Here is a 14,155-nt window from a genome sequence, read left to right as displayed (position 1 = left end):
CCAGAAGGACGCAGGCGGACGCATGGTTCCGCACGTTCTCCTCGCATCGCCCCCAATGCGAGTCCCATCAATAAGTTAGACATCTGATCGTGGGGCCAGCCAGAGCCGTTTTGCAGCCGGCCCAATTACTCGGCTGCAAGTTGCGCAATGGCAACAGAGGAGGTTGTGGCGCGAATACGTCTGGCAGTCGGAAGCGCGGTGGACTTGACCCATCGGACGATGGCTGCTGGAACTCCGCACAACGCGCCCTACCGGATCGCCTTCAACAGCGCCGCATCCGGGAAGCAGGTGTCGGCGCGGCCGTTCGCTTGTTGCCACTCGCCGATCGCGATGCGGGTCTTGTAGCCGACGAGCCCGTCGACATTGCCGACATCCACGCCGCGGGCCGTCAGGCGCTCCTGCATGGCGCGCACATCCGAGCGCTTGAAGCCGCCGACATCGTCCCAGGTGCCGCGGATCGCGCCGCCGCCGCGAATGCGATCCCCCAGATGGCCGATGAACAGCGCGTAGAGATCGGAGTTGTTATAGGTCTTCAGGATGTAGAAGTTCTTCGAGACGATGAAGGCCGGGCCGTGACGTCCTGCGGGCATCATCAGATGACCGATCCGCTTGCCGTTGCGCCCCGCGAGCGGCTTGCCGTCGACGGTGCGAATGCCCATCGCCTCCCATTGTGCGAGCGGCTTGCCCTGGTCCGGGCCCTCGAGGCTGCAGGCGACACCCGCGGGCAGCACGACCTCGACGCCCCAGCCGACGCCGGGCTCCCAGCCGTTCTGCTTGAGATAATTGGCGATCGAGGCGAGCACGTCCGGCACCGATTCCCAGATGTCGCGCCGGCCGTCGCCGTCGAAATCGACGGCGGTGGTCAGATATTTCGTCGGCATGAACTGCGGCTGGCCGAGCGCACCGGCCCAGGAACTGCGCATCTCCGACAGCGGGATGTGGTCGCCTTCGAGGATCTGCAGGGCGGCGATCAACTCGGGATAGAAGCTCGCCTTGCGCGCGCCCATGAAAGCTTCGGTCGCGAGCGTGCGGATGGCGGGGTAGGGGATCTTCGCGGCGCCATAGCCTGACTCGCGACCCCATATGGCAACGAGAATCGACGCGGGAACGCCATAGCGCTTCTCGATCGCGGCGAGCGTCTTCGACCATTGCTGCGTGCGGGCGCGGCCGGCCGTCGTCAGGCCGGCGAGCTTGGCCTCGTTGAAATAGCGCGCCGGTCCGGAGAATTCCGCCTGGCGCTGCGGTTCCTCGCGGCCCTTCGGCGCGCCCGGCGGGGCGAGGTCGGGCAGCTTCCAGTCGAGCGTCAGCCCGGCGAGCGCCGCGTTGAGCGTCCCCTGGGAGACGCCGGCCTTCTTCGCGTCGGGCACGACCTTGGCGGCGAGCCATTGCTGGAAACTCGCCTCGACTGCGCCTTGCGACTGTGCGGACGCCGCACCGGCGAACGCGAGCATCGCTGCGCCGATCAGGGCGGGCAGAAGGCTGAAACGTCGCGACAAGGTTCGGCTCCCGGGATCGATTCGCATGCCGAGCTTGGTCAATCGTGCGGCGGCAGGCAACCTCGCCGTCTCGGCGCGCATTTCCGCGCCGTCCGCATCAGGCGGCGACAAGCGCGATGCGGGAGCGCATCATCAGAGCCGAGCGTCCGATCGGTTGCGATCCGGGCGACCAAATTCGGGCCGTTGCGCGGCGCGGCAAGGCAAGCGGGGGAATGAATGTCTCAGGGCGAAGCCGGCGCGCCGGCGCGGACCGGCGTGCTGGTGGCGACGATCCTCGCCTCCGGCATGGCCTTCATGGATGGCTCGGTCGTGCCGGTCGCCTTGCCGGCGATCCGCGGCGGCCTCGGCGCGAGCTTCACAGAGGCGCAGTGGACGTCCAATGCCTATACGCTGACGCTCGCCGCCTTCACGCTGCTCGGCGGGGCGGCCGGCGATGCGTTCGGGCTTCGCCGCGTCTTCATGATCGGCATCGCGCTGTTCGGGCTGGCCTCGGCGGCCTGCGGGCTCGCAACCTCGGCCGAGATGCTCATCATCGCCCGCGCGATCCAGGGCGTCGGCGGTGCGCTCATGGTGCCGGGCTCGCTGGCGCTCATCTCGGCGCATTATCCCGCGGCGGAGCGCGGCCGGGCGATCGGCGCCTGGGCGGCCGCGTCGTCGATCGCGCCGGCGATCGGCCCCATCCTCGGCGGCGCTCTCGTCGATGCCGGATCGTGGCGCGCGATCTTCCTCATCAACCTGCCCATCGCCCTCATCGCGCTCCTCGTCTGCCGCCGCCATGTGCCCGCCGACGCCGCTCACGCGCGTCAGCGGATGGACTGGACCGGCGGTGCCCTGGCGGTCGTCGGGCTCGGCCTCGTCGCGTTCGGGCTCACGCGGCTCGGCGAGGGTGGGGCGGACGCAAACCGGTTCATCGCCTGGGCCGCGACGTGTGTCGGTGCCGGTGTCCTGGTCGGCTTCGTGGTCTGGGAGCGGATGGCGCCGACGCCGATGATGCCGCTCGCGCTCTTCGCGAACCGCACCTTCGCCGGCGTCAACCTTCTGACGCTTCTGCTTTATTTCGCATTGTCCGGCGCGCTGTTCTTCCTGCCGACGGCGCTGATCCAGGCGCATGCCTATCCGGCGACGCTGGCCGGATCGGTCTTCCTGCCCTTTGTGATCGTCATGGCACTCCTGTCGCGCTATGGCGGCGTTCTCGCCGATCGCATCGGCACGCGGCCATGCCTGACGGTGGGGCCGATCCTGACCGGCATCGCCTTCTGCCTGCTGGCGCCTGCGGTCGCGCATGGCGGCTTCTGGATCGCCGTCGTGCCGGTCATGCTGCTGATGGGTCTCGGCATGGGCATCACGGTCGCGCCGCTCTCGACGGCGGTGATGAATGCGGCGCCCGAGGCGCGGCGGGGCGCGGCCTCCGGCATCAACAATGCCGTGGCGCGCGTCGCCAGCCTGCTCGCGGTCGCCTCGCTCGGCATCGCCATCGGCGCCGGCTTCCGGGTTGCACTGGCGGGGGCGGATGGCGAGACGGCGCGGCGCGTCACCGAGGCGGGCTTCGGCGGCACCCTACCGCTCGCCGACGGCACGGCGACGGCGCTCTGGGCGCAGGCGACCGTCACCGGATTTGCCGCCGCGACGCTACTTTGCGGGGTGCTCGCCATCCTCTCCGGCGTCATCGGCTGGCTAACGACCGGCGGAACGGCCGAAGCCGATCCCGCCGGCTGAATTTGTCGCCGTCACGCGGCGCGGGCGCGCCGCTCCGTGACCTGCTCGGCCAACCGTCCCGTGAGTTCGGCGAGATGATCGAAGCGGCTCTCGAACGAGCCAACGCCGGCCGTCGCCGAGCGGAGCTCGACGATCAGCCCGCGCATCTCGCCTTCGGGGATTTCCGCCTCCACGACATCCCAGCCGGGCCAGCCAGGCTTCGCATCGAAGCCGAGCAACTGGCCGCGCCGCTGCGTCACCATCATGTTGACGCGGGCGCTCGCCTCGGAGGGCACGGAGATCGAGACATGCAGGATCGGCTCGAGCAGCACCGAGCGGCAGGTCTCGAGCCCCTCGCGCATGCCGATCTGCGCGGCCATGCGGAAGGCCTGGTCGGAGGAATCGACGCTGTGATAGGAGCCATCGACCAGCTTCACCGCGACATCGACGACTGGAAAACCGAGCGGGCCGCGCTTCAGCACGTCGCGGATTCCGGCCTCGATCGCCGGGATATAGTTACGCGGCACCACGCCGCCTGTGATCGCCTCCTCGAAGTGGAATCCGCCGCCACGGGGATTCGGCCGGATCTCCAGCACGCAATCGCCGAACTGGCCATGGCCGCCCGATTGTTTCTTGTGCCGGCCGCGCACCTTCGCCTCGGCGCGGATCGTCTCGCGATAGGGCACGCTCGGCGGCTGCGACTCGATCATGAGACCGTATCGTCCCGCGAGCCGCTCCATCGCGACGCGCAGTTGCATCTCGCCCTGGCCTTCGAGGCGGATCTCGCCGGCCTCCTCGTCCAGGGCGAGCGCGAGGCCTGAGCTTTCTTCCGCGAGGCGCCCAAGGGCTGCGGTGAGCTTCGCCTCGTCCTTGCGGTCGAGCGGGCTGACCGCGAGCGACAGGACCGGGATCACCGGGCGGGCCGGCGCGATCTGTTCGGGCGCCGTCTTGCCGGCCGCGAGCGTCATGCCCGTGCGCGCACCGTCCAGCTTGCCGAGGCCCACGACCTCTCCGGCCGTCGCCGTCTCGCGCTTCGCCATCTGCTGTCCCAGCAGGCGCAACACGCCCGAGACGCGGCCGACTGGTCCGTCCGGACCCTGCAATTCCGTGCCGTCGGCAATCGCGCCGCGCAGCACGCGGCCGACCGAGATCTTGCCGGCGTGGCCGGTGTGGATGGTGCGGACGACCTGGAAGGTCGGCTCGCCTTCGGGGGCGAGCCCGAGACGGGCGATCGTGTCGCCGATATCGGGCGCCTCGTGACGGATGGCCTTCATCAGGCGGCCGACGCCATGCCCATGCAGGGCGGAGCCGATCAGGACCGGGCAGAGCAGGCCGGCGCGCGTATCGGCGACGAGATCGGTGAAGATGCGCTCGCGCGAGGGCTCGATATCTTCGAGCAACTCCTCCATCAGCGTATCGTCATAGTCGGCGAGCTTTTCGAGCATCGCATAGCGCGCCTTCGTTTCTTCGGCGCGGTCCGCGGCTTCGAGCGCGACGACCTCGCTCGGCGCGTGCTCGCGATAGAGGAAGGCGCGCTCCAGCGCGAGATCGACGAAGCCCGTGACGATGCCCTGCTTGCGCAGCGGGATATGGCGCAGCAGCAGCGGCGCACGGCTCGCAGGCTGGAGCAGCGCGAGCGCCTCCTGCATGTCGAGCGCGCTGCGGTCGATCTTGTTGAGAAACAGGAAGCGCGGGATGCCGCGCTCTTCGAGTTCGCGCAGGATGAGCTGCAGCGCGGGCACTTTCTTGGCGTCCGCTTCCGCCACCACCACGGCGCAATCGGCCACGGCCAGCACCGCATCGGCCTCCGCGGCGAACTCGACCGAACCGGGGCAATCGAGGAGCGTGATGCGCTCGTCCATGAAGCCCGTCTCGGCGATGTTGAGCTCGACGCTCATCTGATGTGCGCGCGCCTCGGCCGACGTATCGCCGACCGAGGTGCCGTCAGTGACCGAGCCCTGTCGCGCGACGGCGCCCGTCCGGGCCAGCATCGCCTCCAGCAGCGTGGTCTTGCCGCTGCCGAAAGGGCCGACGAGCGCCACCGCTTTCGGGCCGGCACGTCTGCCGGTGTCGCCTCCATCCCTGTCCATGGTCGCGTCCTCCGTTCATGAAATGTTCTTGGCTCATTCTCATGGCTGGATGCGAGAACCGGACCCGGACGCCCGGACCGCGGCGACATCGTCTCAGGGACGGGCAGGAATGGCAAGGCGCCGGCCCGAAAGGCGAACCGGGGCGAGAAAAGCAGAAGGCCCGCGCCGGGGGGCGCGGGCCTTCGCAAAAGCTCAGATGAGGCGCGATCAGTTCGCGGCGTAGAGCGTCAGTGCGGCGCCGCCGGCGGCTACGTTGATGCCGAGCTGGCCGGTCACGCTGATGGGCTGCAGCACGATCGCTCCGCCCGTGCCGCCGATGAGCACATTGGCGCCGACGCCGGCGACCACGGTCGCCTCGGCCGTCGCGCCGAGATAGAGGCCCGAGAGGGCGCCGCGCTGATAGCCGGCGACCGGGGCGAACACGGCCCAGGCCAGCACGCTCTGCTTGGTCACGCCGAGATCGACGCCGAGCTTCTTGATGTTGCCGGTGTAGTGCTCGACGCGGCCCTTATGCGTGGGCTTGAAGACGCAGGTCATCTCCTTGGCCGAGCCGATGACGTAGCCGATGCCGCCATCGATCTGGCACTCGAGCATGCCGACCTTGACGCCGCCGCGAACGTCCGGCTCCTCGTACTTGCTGGCGTCGGCGGCATAGGCCGCGCTGCCCAGCGTCGCCGAGAGGGCGAAGGCGGCGATCATCTTGCGGACATTCTTCATGTCTGACACTTCCTTGTTGTTGCTCCCCGGCCGGAAGCCGAGTCGGTTGGCGAACCGTCGGGGCGCATGGTAACGCATCTCGGCAAAGGGATTCCGCGCGAGTTCGTCGCGGTCATGACAAAAGCCGGTCATCGGCGCAAGTGACTGCAATCACTTGTGGTGAACGGAAATTTCATGCGCCGCGCAAGCGCGCATCGACTGCCGCAGGTTCGACATGCTCACCGCCTATGCGATTTCGACACGGGGACCCGAGCCATTGGCGCCGGGTTCCGGAGGGACGCCCGCCTGGATCGACCTCTATGAGCCGACCGAAGTCGAGGAGCGCGAGGCGGAGGCCTTCCTCGGCGGCCTGATCCCGACGCGCGAGGAAACGCGCGAGATCGAGTTTTCGAGCCGCTTTTATGTCGAGGACGGGATCCTGTTCATGACGGCGAGCCTTCTCGTCGGCGTCGACCAGGGAACGCCGGGCCTCACGCCGTTCACCTTCGCCGTGCGCAAGGACCGGCTCGTCACGCTGCGCTATGCGGACATGACCGCCTTCAAGCAGTTCATGCAGCGCGCGCCGAAATCCGACTTTCCCTGCACCACGCCGGCCGGAGCATTCGCAGGCCTGCTCGATGCCTTCATCGACCGCACGGCGGATGTGATCGAGCGCATCACGCAGTCGGTCGACAAGCTCAACGACGAGATCTTCGACCGCAAGAGCGGACCGCGGCGGCGCCGTTCTCTGGCGACCTCGCTGGAGGGACTGGGAGAGCAGGGGAACCTCGCCTCCAAGGCGCGCGAAAGCCTCGCCTCGCTCGAGCGGCTGGTGCAGTACGCCTCGGCCATGATGCCCGAGCGCGCGGTCAAGGCCGACAGCCTGCCGGCGCGGCTCAAGCTGATGCTGCGCGACATCCGCTCGCTGGAAGACCATGTGACCTTCGTGCTGGGCAAAATCACCTTCCTGCTCGACGCGACGCTCGGCCTGATCTCGAACGAGCAGAACCGCGTCGTGAGCGTGCTGACCGTGGTCTCGACCATCCTGCTGCCACCCATGGTGATCGCGACGATCTACGGCATGAACTTCCGCGACATGCCGGAGCTGACCTGGGCCTTCGGCTATCCGGTCGCGCTGACCGTGATGGTCCTGTCGGCCATCCTGCCTTACCTCTATTTCAAGTGGCGCGGCTGGCTTTAGGCCGTTTCAGAGATAGGGCGAGGCGAGGCGCGTCGCGGCATCGCGGAGGCGCACCACGATCGAACGTCTCTTCAGAGCCTCCAGCGTGACCGGGACCGCGTTCGCAGCTTTCGCATCGATGATCGCGTCGCAGGTCGCCGCGAAGGCCGCCGAATAGGCCTCGACATTGAACTCGAAATTGAGGCGGAGGCTGCGCGCATCCCAATTGCCCGAACCGAGCAGCGTCCACGCGCCGTCGATCGTCATCAGCTTCGAATGGTCGAACGGCCCCGGCGCACGGCGGATGACGCAGCCGGTGCGCAGCAGCGGCGCGAACAGGGCGTTCATCGCCCAGTCCATATAGGCGTGGTTGGAACGCTCGGGGATCACGAGCTCGACCGACACGCCGCGGGCCGCGGCCAGCGAGAGCTGCGCATTGATGCGGTCATCCGGCACGAAATAGGGCGTCAGGATGCGCACCGAGCGGTCGGCCCGGCCGATCGCCGCCGCCATGGTCCACATCAGCTTCTCATTGTCCTCGTCGGGACCGCTGGCGATGCCGCGCGCCGGGATATCGCCGGCCGGCCCGATCTCCGGGAACCAGGCCGGGCCTTCAAGGACCTCGCCGGTGGTGAAAGCCCAGTCCTCTGCGAAGGTCTCCATGAGATGCGCCACGACCGGGCCCTCGACGGTGAAATGCACGTCCTGCACCGCCTGGGACGGGGGGATCTTGATCTTGCGGAACAGATTGACGGCGGCGATGTTCATGCCGCCCGTGAAGCCGTGGCGTCCGTCGATGACGAGCACCTTCTTGTGGCTGCGCAGATTGACGAAGGACATCTTCCACGGCGCCACTTCATGCATGAAGCGCTCGGCGCGCACGCCGTTCGCGGTCAGGCGCGCGCAGACGGCACTGCGGATATAGCCCGAGCCGATGCCGTCGACGAGCACGCGCACCGCGACGCCGCGCCGGGCCGCGGCGATGAGCGCATCGATGATCGGCCCGCCGCCCGCGTCGTCATGGAAGATGAACGAGCCCATGGCGACGCTGGTCTCGGCCTGCTCGATCGCCGCGATCATGCGCGGATAGGCCTCGTCGCCGTCGATGAGCGGCGTCAGCGCATTGCCGGCGAGCAGCGGCCGGCCGGTCAGGCGGAGGCCAAACCGCGCCAGCGGTTCGAGATGCACCTCGCCGCGCTTCTCCATCGCCTCGGGCTTCAGCGCGAAGGGGGAGAGCTGCGAATCGATCGCGCCGTCCGGATTGGTCAGCTTGATCGCCTTGCGGCGGACGCGATTGACGCCGAACAGGAAATAGAGGAGCGGGCCGACATAGGGCGACAGCCAGGCGAGGCCGACCCAGGCGATGGTCGATTGCGGCGCGAGACGGGTCAGCAGCGCATGCACCGTCACCGCGGAGGCGAGGGTGAAATGCAGCAGAGACAGGAAGAGCGGGAAGTGACTGCTGATCATGGCGGCGCGCTGCGATCCCTTGGGCTCAATCCGCGGCGACCGCGGGCCACAGCGGCGGCTGCTCCGCCGGCGCGCCGTTGATCTCGATGATGTTGTTGTCCGGGTCGCGGATATAGAGCTGCGGGAAACCCGCCAGCCCCTGGCGCAGAACGAGGATCCGGTCGGGATCCTCCGCGCCGGCGTCCTCGCGGAAGCCGATGGCGAAGAGATGGTCGAGCATGGCGTCGAACTGGTCCGTCCGGAAGGCGAAGTGCCAGTCGTTATTGTCGACGGTGGCGTGCGGGCGGAAGCTGCCGTCGCGGTTCTCGACCAGATGAATCTGCAAGGCCCCGCTCTCCAGCCATGCGCCCGGCGTCTTGAAAGGCGGCCGGTTCAGGCGCCGCAAGCCGAAGGCGCGCTGATAGAAGCCGATCGACCGCTCGAGGTCGGTGACGACGAGCGACACATGATGGACCATCAGGCCGTGCATGACTTTCCTCCCCCGGGGCCGTTCCGCCCATTTGGTGGACGATACGACCAAGGGGAGGCACTGTCGTCAAGGAAACGTCGGGCGCGCCGCCCGACGTCCTGTCTCAGCGCAGATTGGCGCAGAAGCGCTGGATGCGGGCGCAGGCGTCCTCGAGCAGAGCTTCCGACGTCGCATAGGAGATGCGGAAATAGGGCGCGAGACCGAAGGCCGAGCCCTGCACCACCGCGACGCCTTCCTCTTCCAGCAGCGCCGTGATGAAGTCCTCGTCGGTCTTCAAGAGCTTGCCGCCCGCCGTCGTCTTGCCGAGCGTGCCGGCGCAGGACGGGAAGACATAGAAGGCGCCTTCCGGGTTCGGGCAGACGATCCCGTTCGCCTGGTTCAGCATCGATACGACGAGGTCGCGGCGCTTCCTGAAGATCTCGGCGTTCTTCGGGATGTAGTCCTGCGTCCCATTGAGCGCCTCGACGGCCGCCCATTGCGAGATCGAGGAGGGGTTCGACGTCGACTGCGACTGGATCGTCCCGATCGCCTTGATCAGCTCGACCGGGCCGCCGGCATAGCCGATGCGCCAGCCGGTCATGGCATAGGCCTTGGAGACGCCGTTCACGGTCAGCGTGCGGTTGAACAGCTTGGGCTCGACCTCCGCGATAGTCGCGAACTTGAAGCCGTCGAAGACGAGATGCTCATACATGTCGTCGGTCATGATCCAGACCTGCGGATGCTTGAGCAGCACGTCGGCCAGTGCGCGCAGTTCCTCGCGCGTGTAGCCGGCGCCGGTCGGGTTCGACGGCGAGTTCAGGATCAGCCACTTGGTCTTCGGCGTGATCGCCGCTTCGAGGGCGGCCGCGTTGATCTTGAAGCCCTGCTCTTGCGGGCCGACGATCTCGACAGGCGTGCCGCCGCCGAGCGCCACGATCTCCGGGTAGGAGACCCAGTAGGGCGCCGGGATGATCACTTCGTCGCCGGGATTGAGCGTCGCCATCAGCGCGTTGTAGAGCACCTGCTTGCCGCCGGTTCCGACCGTGATCTGGTTCGGCGTATAGGTCAGGTTGTTCTCGCGCTTGAACTTCGCGACGATGGCGGCCTTGAGCTCGGGAATGCCGTCGACGGCCGTGTACTTCGTCTTGCCCTCGCGGATGGCGCGGATCGCGGCTTCCTTGATGTTCTCGGGCGTGTCGAAATCCGGCTCGCCGGCACCGAGGCCGATCACGTCGCGGCCGGCAGCTTTCAGCTCACGCGCCTTGTTCGTGACCGCGATGGTGGCGGACGGCTTGATGCGGGCGAGGCTGTCGGCGAGGAAGGCCATTATCGGGGCTCCGGAGTCGGATTGAACGGCGCCGTTCGGCGGGTCTCCAACGACCCTGCGGGCGCCACGCATGCCTCTAGTGAAAGGCGCGCGGCGAGGCAAGGGAAACCGGCATCGGAAACGGGATTCACGCCGGACTGTGTCCGTTCGGGGCGCGTGGCCGGACCGGGGGAGAAAATTCGCGGCCTTTTGAAACGACTTCGTGAATTGACGCGTAGAGAGGTGAGCCTAGCTCTAGGCATAACCGCGATATTCTCGCGACAAGGGAGACGAGCATGCTGATCCGCAGGACGAGGGGATGGGAGATCGCGGAGCGCGAGGCGACTCCCGAGGCCGTATTCCTCAATCGCCGCGCGCTTCTGGCCGCCGGAGGCTTCGGCCTCGCCGCGCTCGCCATGCCGCGGTTTGGCCACGCCGCCGAGGAGGCCGATCCGAGCGCCGCGCTCTATCCGGCCAAGCGCAATCCGCGCTTCGTCGCCGAACAGGCGATCACGCCGGAGGAGATCAACACCCACTACAATAATTTCTACGAATACAGCACCAACAAGGACCTCGCCGATGCGGCGCAGGCCCTGCGCACGCGGCCCTGGTCGGTCGAGTTCGGCGGGCTGGTCGAGGCGCCGAAGACGGTCGCGATCGACGATCTGTTCAAGGCGATGCAGTTCGAGGAGCGCGTCTACCGCCATCGCTGCGTCGAGGCCTGGTCGATGGTGGTGCCGTGGACCGGCTTTCCGCTCGCCGCGCTCGTCGCCTTCGCCAAGCCGCTCGGCTCGGCCAAATATGTCCGCATGGAGACCTTCATGGATCCGGACATGGCGCCGGGCCAGAACCAGCCCTTCTATCCCTGGCCCTATGTCGAGGGGCTGACCATGGCGGAGGCGACCAACGAGCTCGCCTTCATGGTGACCGGCGCTTATGGCAAGCCGCTGCCCAAGCAGATGGGCGCCCCGATGCGCCTGCACACGCCATGGAAATATGGCTTCAAGAGCATCAAATCGATCGTCAAGATCAGCTTCGTCGAGGAGCAGCCGCTCAATTTCTGGCAGCAGCTGCAAGCGTCGGAATATGGCTTCTGGGCCAATGTGAACCCCGAAGTGCCGCATCCGCGCTGGAGCCAGGCGAGCGAGACGGTGCTCGGCACCAATGAGCGTGTGCCGACGCAACTCTTCAACGGCTATGCGCCCTTCGTCGCCGACCTCTACAAGGGCCTGCAGGACCAGCCGCTCTATATGTGAGCCCGGCTGAACGCGTCTTCGTCGCGTCGGGCCGAGCCCGGCGCCGCGATGGGGCGCAGCATGTCCATGTGGCAGATGGGGGAGGGCTTGGCGGTCCGTCCAAGGCAATCGTCCTTGTCCGGCGTGAAGCGCACCTAACCCCAGAAAAGAAAAGGCCGGGCACTCTTGCGAGGCCCGGCGAGTCTTTGTTGCTGCGGCAGGGAAAGCGCAGCAAACACCTTCCAGAGGGAACAGTTGAGGTCAGCCGGGCCGCAGGGAGGAGAAAGCGGGGGCCAACGCATCAACAAGGCTGTATATGTATAGGTCAGGCTGCCTAAACAACCAGCATCTGTGCATCGCAGCTATGCATTTTGCGAATGCCCCGGAAATCGTGGTCCAGCAAGGGTTTTTGGGCGTCTTGCGCCGCAGCAAGCCCGTGAAAAGGGGCTCTGTCGCCGAAATCGAGCCCGTCGCGACGACCGCGCGCGGGCAACGGCATTGCGCCGGTCCGAATCGATCACGAGGACTTGACTAAAATATGGGCTCGGCGGCGATCAGAATTGCCAGTTCTGCGCCTTGGCGAGCATGAAGTCGCGGAAGGCGGTGACGCGGGCCGAATTCTTCAGCTCAGCCGGATAGCAGAAATAGGTCGGGAAGCTCGGCACCTGCGCTTCGGGCATCAGCTTCACGAGCGCGGAATCCGCCTCGATCATGTAGTCGGGCAGGATCGCTATACCGGTTCCGCGTTCGACCGCGGCTTTGATGGCGTAGATATTGTTGATGCGCACGATCGGCTCGCGCGGATTGTCCGTCGAGCGGCCGGCGATCTCGAGCCAGTTCACGTCGCGAATATTGGGCGGCACAGGCACGCCGAACGTCACGATGCGGTGCTTGTCGAGGTCGTCCAGCGTCTGCGGCATGCCGAAGCGCTCGACATAGGCCGGCGCCGCATAGACGTGATAGTGCGTCGTGAACAGCCGGCGCTGGATCAGGTCGGGCTGGACCGGCTGGCGCAGGCGGATCGCGACGTCGGCCTGGCGCATGGTCAGGTCGAGTTCCTGATCGTCGAGGATCAGGTGCAGGTTCACGCCGGGATGCAGGTCGACGAACTCGTTGAGCCGCTCGGTGAGCCAGGTCGAGCCGAGCGCCACCGTGGTGGTGATGCGCAGCGTGCCGGTCGGCTTCTCGCGCGAATCCGTCAGGCGCACCTTCACGCCTTCGAGCTTCATCATCACGTCCTGCGACGTGCGATAGAGCAGTTCGCCCTGTTCCGAGAGGATCAGGCCGCGGGCGTGGCGGTGGAAGAGGGGAACGCCGAGATCCTGTTCCAGCGCGCTGACCTGACGGCTGACCGCGGACTGGCTCATGCCCAGCGTCTCGCCGGCATGGGTGAACGAGCCGGCCTGCGCGGCTGCGTGAAAGATGCGGAGCTTGTCCCAGTCCATGGTCAGGGCGTCCCCGTCGGCGCCGATCGCTTCAATGCGGCCGCGCCCCTGCGCCGGCCTCGTTCGACACGACTATTCTATTCGGCGGCCGCCGCGACATCGGCGATGCGCGACGAGGCCAGCCAGCGCTCGGCTTCGAGCGCGGCCATGCAGCCCTGTCCCGCGGCGGTAACGGCCTGGCGGAAAGTCTCGTCGGTAACGTCGCCGGCGGCGAACACGCCCTCGATATTGGTGCGGGTCGAGCCGGGCTCGGTCCAGATGTAGCCGGACGGCTTCAGCTCGAGCTGGCCGCGCACGAGATCGACCGACGGCGCATGGCCGATCGCGATGAACACGCCGTCGGTGTTCCGCTCGGTCACTTCACCGGTCACGACATTGCGCAGCTTCAGCCCGGTCACGGAGGGCGGGAAGCCGGCCTTGCCGACGACTTCCGCGATCTCGGTGTTCCAGAGCACGTCGACGTTCTTCAGCGCCGCGAGGCGGTTCTGCAGGATCCGTTCGGCGCGGAAATGGTCGCGGCGGTGCACGATCGTCACCTTCGACGCGATATGCGCCAGATAGAGCGCCTCCTCGACGGCCGTATTGCCGCCGCCGACGACATAGACTTCCTTGCCGCGGTAGAAGAAGCCGTCGCAGGTGGCACAGGCCGAGACGCCGAAGCCTTTGAAGCGCTGCTCGCTGTCGATGCCGAGCCAGCGCGCCTGCGCTCCGGTGGCGATGATCAGCGCGTCGGCCGTGTAGGTCTCGCCGGAATCGCCCTTGAGCACGAAGGGGCGCTGCGAAAGGTCGGTCTCGATGATATGGTCGTTGACCATGCGCGTGCCGACATGCTCCGCCTGCAGCCGCATCTGTTCCATGAGCCAGGGGCCCTGAATGACATCGGCGAAGCCGGGATAGTTCTCGACATCGGTGGTGATGGTGAGCTGGCCGCCGGGCTGGATACCGGCGATGAGCATCGGCTCCAGCATGGCGCGCGCGGCATAGATCGCGGCGGTGTAGCCCGCGGGGCCGGAACCGACGATGATGAGTTTGGCGTGCTGCATGATGGATCGATAAATGGTGTCGAGAGCCGAAATCCGAAAGGGTCTCAAGTC

The 14,155-nt window shown here is 67.0% G+C and carries 11 protein-coding genes; 3 read left to right on the top strand and 8 right to left on the bottom strand.

Annotation, left to right across the window (positions count from 1 at the left end; genetic code table 11):
* Positions 1-248: 248 nt before the first annotated feature.
* On the bottom strand, positions 249-1,451 hold the full coding sequence (locus GGR25_RS20495) for a lytic murein transglycosylase (RefSeq protein ID WP_183400952.1): 1,203 nt from the start codon (positions 1,449-1,451) through the stop codon (positions 249-251).
* Between the two features lie 261 nt (positions 1,452-1,712).
* On the opposite strand from GGR25_RS20495, the gene GGR25_RS20490 reads away from it, so the two are divergent.
* Complete coding sequence (locus GGR25_RS20490) at positions 1,713-3,212, top strand: DHA2 family efflux MFS transporter permease subunit (protein WP_183400726.1); 1,500 nt, start codon at positions 1,713-1,715, stop codon at positions 3,210-3,212.
* A gap of 11 nt (positions 3,213-3,223) precedes the next feature.
* Here the strand turns inward: GGR25_RS20490 and GGR25_RS20485 are convergent, their stop codons facing one another.
* Both GGR25_RS20485 and GGR25_RS20480 read right to left on the bottom strand, forming a co-directional pair.
* A complete protein-coding gene (locus tag GGR25_RS20485; protein ID WP_183400725.1) occupies positions 3,224-5,281 on the bottom strand; it encodes an elongation factor G in 2,058 nt (685 codons plus the stop codon).
* A 207-nt stretch (positions 5,282-5,488) separates the two neighbouring features.
* Positions 5,489-5,998 (bottom strand): DUF992 domain-containing protein, encoded by a 510-nt coding sequence (locus tag GGR25_RS20480; RefSeq protein WP_183400724.1) that lies wholly within the window; start codon positions 5,996-5,998, stop codon positions 5,489-5,491.
* Between the two features lie 214 nt (positions 5,999-6,212).
* Here GGR25_RS20480 and GGR25_RS20475 point away from each other — a divergent pair, with 214 nt between their 5' ends.
* Positions 6,213-7,178: a magnesium transporter CorA family protein gene (locus tag GGR25_RS20475; RefSeq protein ID WP_183400723.1), complete on the top strand. Its 966-nt coding sequence runs from the start codon at positions 6,213-6,215 to the stop codon at positions 7,176-7,178.
* A 6-nt stretch (positions 7,179-7,184) separates the two neighbouring features.
* Here the strand turns inward: GGR25_RS20475 and GGR25_RS20470 are convergent, their stop codons facing one another.
* The 3 genes from GGR25_RS20470 to GGR25_RS20460 form a co-directional block, all read right to left on the bottom strand.
* A complete protein-coding gene (locus GGR25_RS20470) occupies positions 7,185-8,627 on the bottom strand; it encodes a phospholipase D-like domain-containing protein (protein WP_183400722.1) in 1,443 nt (480 codons plus the stop codon).
* A gap of 25 nt (positions 8,628-8,652) precedes the next feature.
* Positions 8,653-9,096, bottom strand: coding sequence for a VOC family protein (locus GGR25_RS20465; protein WP_183400721.1), 444 nt, complete (start codon positions 9,094-9,096; stop codon positions 8,653-8,655).
* Between the two features lie 103 nt (positions 9,097-9,199).
* Entirely contained in the window at positions 9,200-10,402 is a 1,203-nt protein-coding gene (locus tag GGR25_RS20460; RefSeq protein ID WP_183400720.1) for a pyridoxal phosphate-dependent aminotransferase, read from the bottom strand.
* A gap of 275 nt (positions 10,403-10,677) precedes the next feature.
* On the opposite strand from GGR25_RS20460, the gene msrP reads away from it, so the two are divergent.
* The gene (gene msrP / locus GGR25_RS20455) at positions 10,678-11,637 is read left to right on the top strand and encodes a protein-methionine-sulfoxide reductase catalytic subunit MsrP (RefSeq protein ID WP_183400719.1); all 960 of its coding nucleotides are present in this window, start codon (positions 10,678-10,680) and stop codon (positions 11,635-11,637) included.
* 533 nt (positions 11,638-12,170) lie between these two features.
* Here msrP and GGR25_RS20450 read toward each other — a convergent pair.
* Positions 12,171-13,061 carry a LysR family transcriptional regulator gene (locus tag GGR25_RS20450; RefSeq protein WP_183400718.1) on the bottom strand — a complete coding sequence of 297 codons (891 nt, stop codon included), beginning with the start codon at positions 13,059-13,061 and terminating at the stop codon, positions 12,171-12,173.
* 77 nt (positions 13,062-13,138) lie between these two features.
* A complete protein-coding gene (gene trxB / locus GGR25_RS20445) occupies positions 13,139-14,104 on the bottom strand; it encodes a thioredoxin-disulfide reductase (protein ID WP_183400717.1) in 966 nt (321 codons plus the stop codon).
* Positions 14,105-14,155 lie beyond the last annotated feature (51 nt).

This window comes from Kaistia hirudinis, from assembly GCF_014196455.1.
GTDB classification, from domain to species: Bacteria; Pseudomonadota; Alphaproteobacteria; order Rhizobiales; family Kaistiaceae; genus Kaistia; species Kaistia hirudinis.
Note: the sequence above shows the minus strand (reverse complement) of the source record. Positions and strands in the feature narration are given on the sequence as shown.

What these genes read in the sequence shown, in the direction of transcription:
- GGR25_RS20480 (WP_183400724.1), bottom strand. Translation starts at nt 5,998, where the DNA reads ATGAAGAATGTCCGCAAGATGATCGCCGCCTTCGCCCTCTCGGCGACG.
- GGR25_RS20470 (WP_183400722.1), bottom strand. Translation starts at nt 8,627, where the DNA reads ATGATCAGCAGTCACTTCCCGCTCTTCCTGTCTCTGCTGCATTTCACC.
- GGR25_RS20490 (WP_183400726.1), top strand. Translation starts at nt 1,713, where the DNA reads ATGTCTCAGGGCGAAGCCGGCGCGCCGGCGCGGACCGGCGTGCTGGTG.
- trxB (WP_183400717.1), bottom strand. Translation starts at nt 14,104, where the DNA reads ATGCAGCACGCCAAACTCATCATCGTCGGTTCCGGCCCCGCGGGCTAC.
- GGR25_RS20465 (WP_183400721.1), bottom strand. Translation starts at nt 9,096, where the DNA reads ATGCACGGCCTGATGGTCCATCATGTGTCGCTCGTCGTCACCGACCTC.
- GGR25_RS20495 (WP_183400952.1), bottom strand. Translation starts at nt 1,451, where the DNA reads ATGCTCGCGTTCGCCGGTGCGGCGTCCGCACAGTCGCAAGGCGCAGTC.
- GGR25_RS20460 (WP_183400720.1), bottom strand. Translation starts at nt 10,402, where the DNA reads ATGGCCTTCCTCGCCGACAGCCTCGCCCGCATCAAGCCGTCCGCCACC.
- GGR25_RS20475 (WP_183400723.1), top strand. Translation starts at nt 6,213, where the DNA reads ATGCTCACCGCCTATGCGATTTCGACACGGGGACCCGAGCCATTGGCG.
- GGR25_RS20450 (WP_183400718.1), bottom strand. Translation starts at nt 13,061, where the DNA reads ATGGACTGGGACAAGCTCCGCATCTTTCACGCAGCCGCGCAGGCCGGC.
- GGR25_RS20485 (WP_183400725.1), bottom strand. Translation starts at nt 5,281, where the DNA reads ATGGACAGGGATGGAGGCGACACCGGCAGACGTGCCGGCCCGAAAGCG.
- msrP (WP_183400719.1), top strand. Translation starts at nt 10,678, where the DNA reads ATGCTGATCCGCAGGACGAGGGGATGGGAGATCGCGGAGCGCGAGGCG.